Origin of the sequence: Herbaspirillum sp. B65 (genome assembly GCF_000333555.1) — a bacterium.
GTDB lineage: Bacteria > Pseudomonadota > Gammaproteobacteria > Burkholderiales > Burkholderiaceae_D > Herbaspirillum > Herbaspirillum rubrisubalbicans.
In genome coordinates this window covers 1-4,515 of sequence record NZ_BADI01000372.1, presented here as the reverse complement: position 1 = coordinate 4,515, position 4,515 = coordinate 1, and the positions used below count along the sequence as shown (strand labels likewise).

Below are 4,515 nucleotides of genomic sequence, written 5' to 3'. Positions count from 1 at the left end.
GCCCGGCTCATCCCTATACCCAATCGCTGCTGGCTGCCGTGCCGCGCCTGGGCTCCATGCGCGGCACCGACAAGCCGCTGCGCTTTGGCCTGGCACCCCAGGCCGAGGCACGTCCTGAACTGATCGCCAGCGAATTGCAGGCGCAGGCGGAAATCGCCGCGCAGCGCCAGCCCATCCTCAAGGTACGCGAGCTGACCACGCGCTTCGACGTCAAGAGCGGCATCTTCGGTCGCGTCAAGCAGCGCGTTCATGCAGTGGAAAAGGTCAGCTTCGATCTCTACTCCGGCGAGACCCTGGCCATCGTCGGTGAATCCGGTTGCGGCAAGTCCACCACCGGTCGCTCGTTGCTGCGCTTGGTTGACATCGCCGGTGGCCGGGTCGAATTCGGCGGGCGCGACCTGGCGCAATTGCCGCGTTCGGAGCTGCGCCAGTTGCGGCGCGATATCCAGTTCATCTTCCAGGATCCGTTCGCCTCGCTGGACCCGCGCATGACGGTCGGTTATTCCATCATGGAACCGATGCTGGTGCATGGCATGAAGGAGGGTGCGCAGGAGCGCGTCGATGCGCTGCTCACGCGCGTGGGGTTGACGCCCGAGCACGGCCAGCGTTATCCGCATGAATTTTCCGGTGGTCAGCGCCAGCGCATCTGCATCGCCCGCGCTCTGGCGCTGAACCCCAAGATCGTCATCGCCGATGAATCGGTGTCGGCGCTGGACGTATCGATCCAGGCCCAGATCGTCAACCTGATGCTGGACCTGCAGGCCGAGCTGGGGATTTCCTTCATCTTTATTTCGCACGACATGGCGGTGGTGGAGCGCATCAGCCATCGGGTGGCGGTGATGTACCTGGGCCAGATCGTGGAGATCGGCCCGCGCCGGGCGATTTTCGAGGATCCACAGCACCCCTATACGCGCAAGCTGATGGCGGCTGTGCGGGTGGCCGATCCGACCTTGCGCCACCCGGGCAAGGAACTGTTGACCGATGAATTCCCAGCCCGATCCGGCTGGTGGGCGATGAGCCCAAGGTGGAACCCTTGAAGGAAGTGGCGCCGGGGCATTTCGTGGCCCAGCACCGTATTGCCGGCGCGTTCTGAGCGGCGGCCTGTGTTCATGTTCCAAAACAGCAGTCAGCGCAGTAAAACCCAACTACGTCGTACCAACCTCGCTTTACTGATCAGGAGAAACCACATGTCTATCACAGCAACTACAAAAGGACTGTCGACTGCCAAATGGCTGGCCGTTGCCGCCCTGGGTACCACGCTGCAGTTTGCCGCAGCCCATGCATTTGCGGCCAAGTCCGTGACGCTGGCGGTGTATTCGACCTTCACGACCATGGATCCCTATGACGCCAACGATACGCTGTCGCTGTCCATGGCCAAGTCCTTCTATCAAGGCTTGTTCGGTTTCGACAAGGACATGAAGCTGATCCCGGTGCTGGCCGAAGGCTATCTGGTCAGCAAGGATGGCCTGGAATACACCATCCGCCTGAAGCAAGGCGTGAAGTTCCAGGATGGCACCGACTTCAAGGCCGATGCCGTCAAGGCCGTCTTTGACCGCGTCACCAACCCGGACAACAAGTTGAAGCGCTACAACCTCTTCAACCGCATCGCCAAGACCGAAGTTCTCAACGACTACACCGTCAAGATCGTCTTGAAGGAACCGTTCTCGGCCTTCATCAACGTGCTGGCCCACCCCTCGGCCGTGATGATTTCACCCGCGGCTCTGAAGCAATACGGCAACAAGGACATCGCCTTCCACCCGGTCGGTACCGGCCCCTTCAAGTTCGTGGAATGGAAGCAGACCGATTACGTCAAGGTCGAGAAGTTCGACGGCTACTGGAAGAAGGGCTATCCCAAGGTCGATGAAATCATCTGGAAGCCGGTGGTCGACAACAACGCCCGCTCGGCCATGATGCAGACCGGCGAGGCACAGTTCACCTACCCGCTGCCCTATGAACAGGCCGACCTGTTGAAGAGCAAGTCCAACCTGGATGTGATCGCCGCACCTTCCATTATCCAGCGCTACATGTCGATGAACACCAAGCAGAAGCCCTTCGACAATCCCAAGGTGCGCGAAGCCATCAACTACGCCATCAACAAGCAGGCACTGGTGAAGGTGGCCTTCAACGGCTATGCCACCCCGATGGAAGGCGTGGTGCCGCAAGGCGTGGATTACGCCTTCAAGACCGGTCCGTGGCCGTATGACCCGAAGAAGGCCAAGGCCCTGCTGGCCGAAGCCGGTTATCCGAACGGCTTCGAAACCGAACTGTGGTCGGCCTACACCCACAGCACCGCGGTGAAGATCATCCAGTTCCTGCAGCAGCAACTGGCGCAGGTGGGCATCAAGGCCAAGATCCAGGCCCTGGAAGCCGGCCAGCGCGTGGAACGCGTGGAAAGCTGGCAAGACCCGGCCACCGCCCCGGTGCGTCTGCTCTACATCGGCTGGTCGTCCTCCACCGGTGAAGCCGACTGGGCTCTGCGTCCGCTGCTGGCCTCGGAATCCTTCCCGCCGCGTCTGTACAACACCGCCTACTACAAGAACGACAAGGTCGATGCCGATATCGCCAAGGCCCTGACCGTGACCGATCGCAAGGACAAGGAAGCGCTGTACAAGGATGCCCAGCAGGAAGTCTGGAAGGATGCCCCATGGGCCTTCCTGGTCACCGAAAAGCTGCTCTATGCCCGCAACAAGAACCTCAAGGGTGTCTACGTGATGCCTGACCAGGCCATCGAGTTCGAGAACATCGAGCTGACCAAGTAAGCCGGTCGTACCCCGGCCGGCGACGTGGCAGGAGCGCGTCGCCGGCAGCATTCTTTCGATGGGCGGTGACGCCCGTCGCGGCAACAAGCAAGGGTGCCTGGCACTCAGGCGAGGCCTTCTTCAGAGAGCATCATGTTTTCCTTTGTCATCAAACGCCTGTTAGGCCTGATTCCCACGCTGCTGCTGGTGGCGGTGCTGGTTTTCCTGTTCGTGCACCTGCTGCCGGGTGACCCGGCGCGGCTGGCCGCCGGTCCCGAAGCCGACGACAAGACGGTCGCGCTGGTGCGCGCCGACCTCGGCCTGGACAAGCCCTTGCCCGAGCAATTCGTGAATTTCTTCGTCAAGGCCGCCCAGGGCGACTTTGGCAAATCCATCCGCAGCAAGCGCCCGGTCTCCGAAGAGATCGCAGCGCGCTTCTGGCCGACCCTGTGGCTGACCATCGTGGCCATGATCTGGGCCGTGATCTTCGGTCTGGTCATCGGCATTTCCTCGGCGGTGTGGCGCAACAAGTGGCCGGATCGCCTGGGTATGACGCTGGCGGTCTCCGGCATTTCCTTCCCGGCCTTCTCGCTGGGCATCCTGCTGGTGCAGATCTTCTCGGTCAAGCTGGGCTGGCTGCCCACCGTGGGCGACGATACCTGGCGCCACTACATCCTGCCTTCGATCACGCTGGGCGCGGCGGTGGCGGCGGTGATGGCGCGCTTTACCCGTTCTTCCTTCATCGAGATCCTGCAAGAGGACTTCGTGCGCACCGCACGCGCCAAGGGCTTGACCGAGACCGTGGTGGTCATCAAGCACTGCCTGCGCAATGCCTTGATTCCGGTGGTGACCATGATGGGGTTGCAGTTCGGCTTCCTGCTGGGCGGCTCCATCCTGGTCGAGGTGGTGTTCAACTGGCCGGGCATGGGGCGCCTCTTGGTGGATGCCGTCGAGATGCGTGACTACCCCATCATCCAGGCCGAGATCCTGCTGTTCTCGCTGGAATTCATTTTCATCAACCTGGTGGTGGACGTGCTCTATGCCGTGATCAACCCCAGCATCCGTTTCAAGTGAGGGGAATCATGTCGCTCTCCAATTCGCCTCTGGCAAGTACTTCCGAAACCGGCGCACCGTTGCCGCCGGCCGATCCCTCCGCCGTGATCGCGGCCGGGCAGAAGATCCGCACGCCCTGGCGCGAATTCTGGCGCAAGTTCAAGAAGCAGCGCCTGGCCGTCTATGCCGGCATATTCATCCTGCTGCTGATCGTCATCGCCATCATCGCGCCTTGGATCGTCCCCTTCGATGCCGAGAATTTCTTCGACTACGATGCGCTGAACTCGCCGCCGACCTGGGTCCACTGGTTCGGCGTGGATTCGCTGGGCCGCGACATCTTCAGCCGCATCCTGATGGGCGCGCGCATCTCGCTGGCTTCGGGTTTCTTCTCGGTGGCCATCGGCGCCGTGATCGGCACCGTCTTCGGCTTGCTGGCCGGTTACTACGAAGGCTGGTGGGACCGCATCACCATGCGCATCTGTGATGTGCTGTTCGCCTTCCCCGGCATCCTCTTGGCCATCGGCATCGTCGCCATCCTGGGTGGCGGCATGATCAACGTCATCATCTCGGTCTCGGTGTTCAGCATCCCGGCCCTTGCGCGCCTGGTGCGCGGCAATACGCTGCAACTGAAGAACCCTGACTATATCGAGCCCACCCGCAGCATNCGTGCCTCCGATGCCAACATCATGTGGGAGCACATCTTCCCGGGCACATCTCGGCCATC

The 4,515-nt window shown here is 61.6% G+C and carries 3 protein-coding genes and 1 pseudogene; all 4 read left to right on the top strand.

All coding sequences use genetic code 11. The annotated features are described in order from the left end of the window. A pseudogene (locus I5W_RS09160) lies at positions 1–1,093 on the top strand (ATP-binding cassette domain-containing protein); the annotation flags it as partial. A gap of 94 nt (positions 1,094–1,187) precedes the next feature. Further along, entirely contained in the window at positions 1,188–2,759 is a 1,572-nt protein-coding gene (gene gsiB, locus I5W_RS09155; RefSeq protein WP_044528989.1) for a glutathione ABC transporter substrate-binding protein GsiB, read from the top strand. A 132-nt stretch (positions 2,760–2,891) separates the two neighbouring features. Next, positions 2,892–3,812 (top strand): glutathione ABC transporter permease GsiC, encoded by a 921-nt coding sequence (gene gsiC, locus I5W_RS09150; protein ID WP_044528988.1) that lies wholly within the window; start codon positions 2,892–2,894, stop codon positions 3,810–3,812. An 8-nt stretch (positions 3,813–3,820) separates the two neighbouring features. Then, positions 3,821–4,515: ABC transporter permease subunit (locus I5W_RS09145; protein WP_252716961.1), on the top strand; the 695-nt coding region annotated here is incomplete at its 3' end.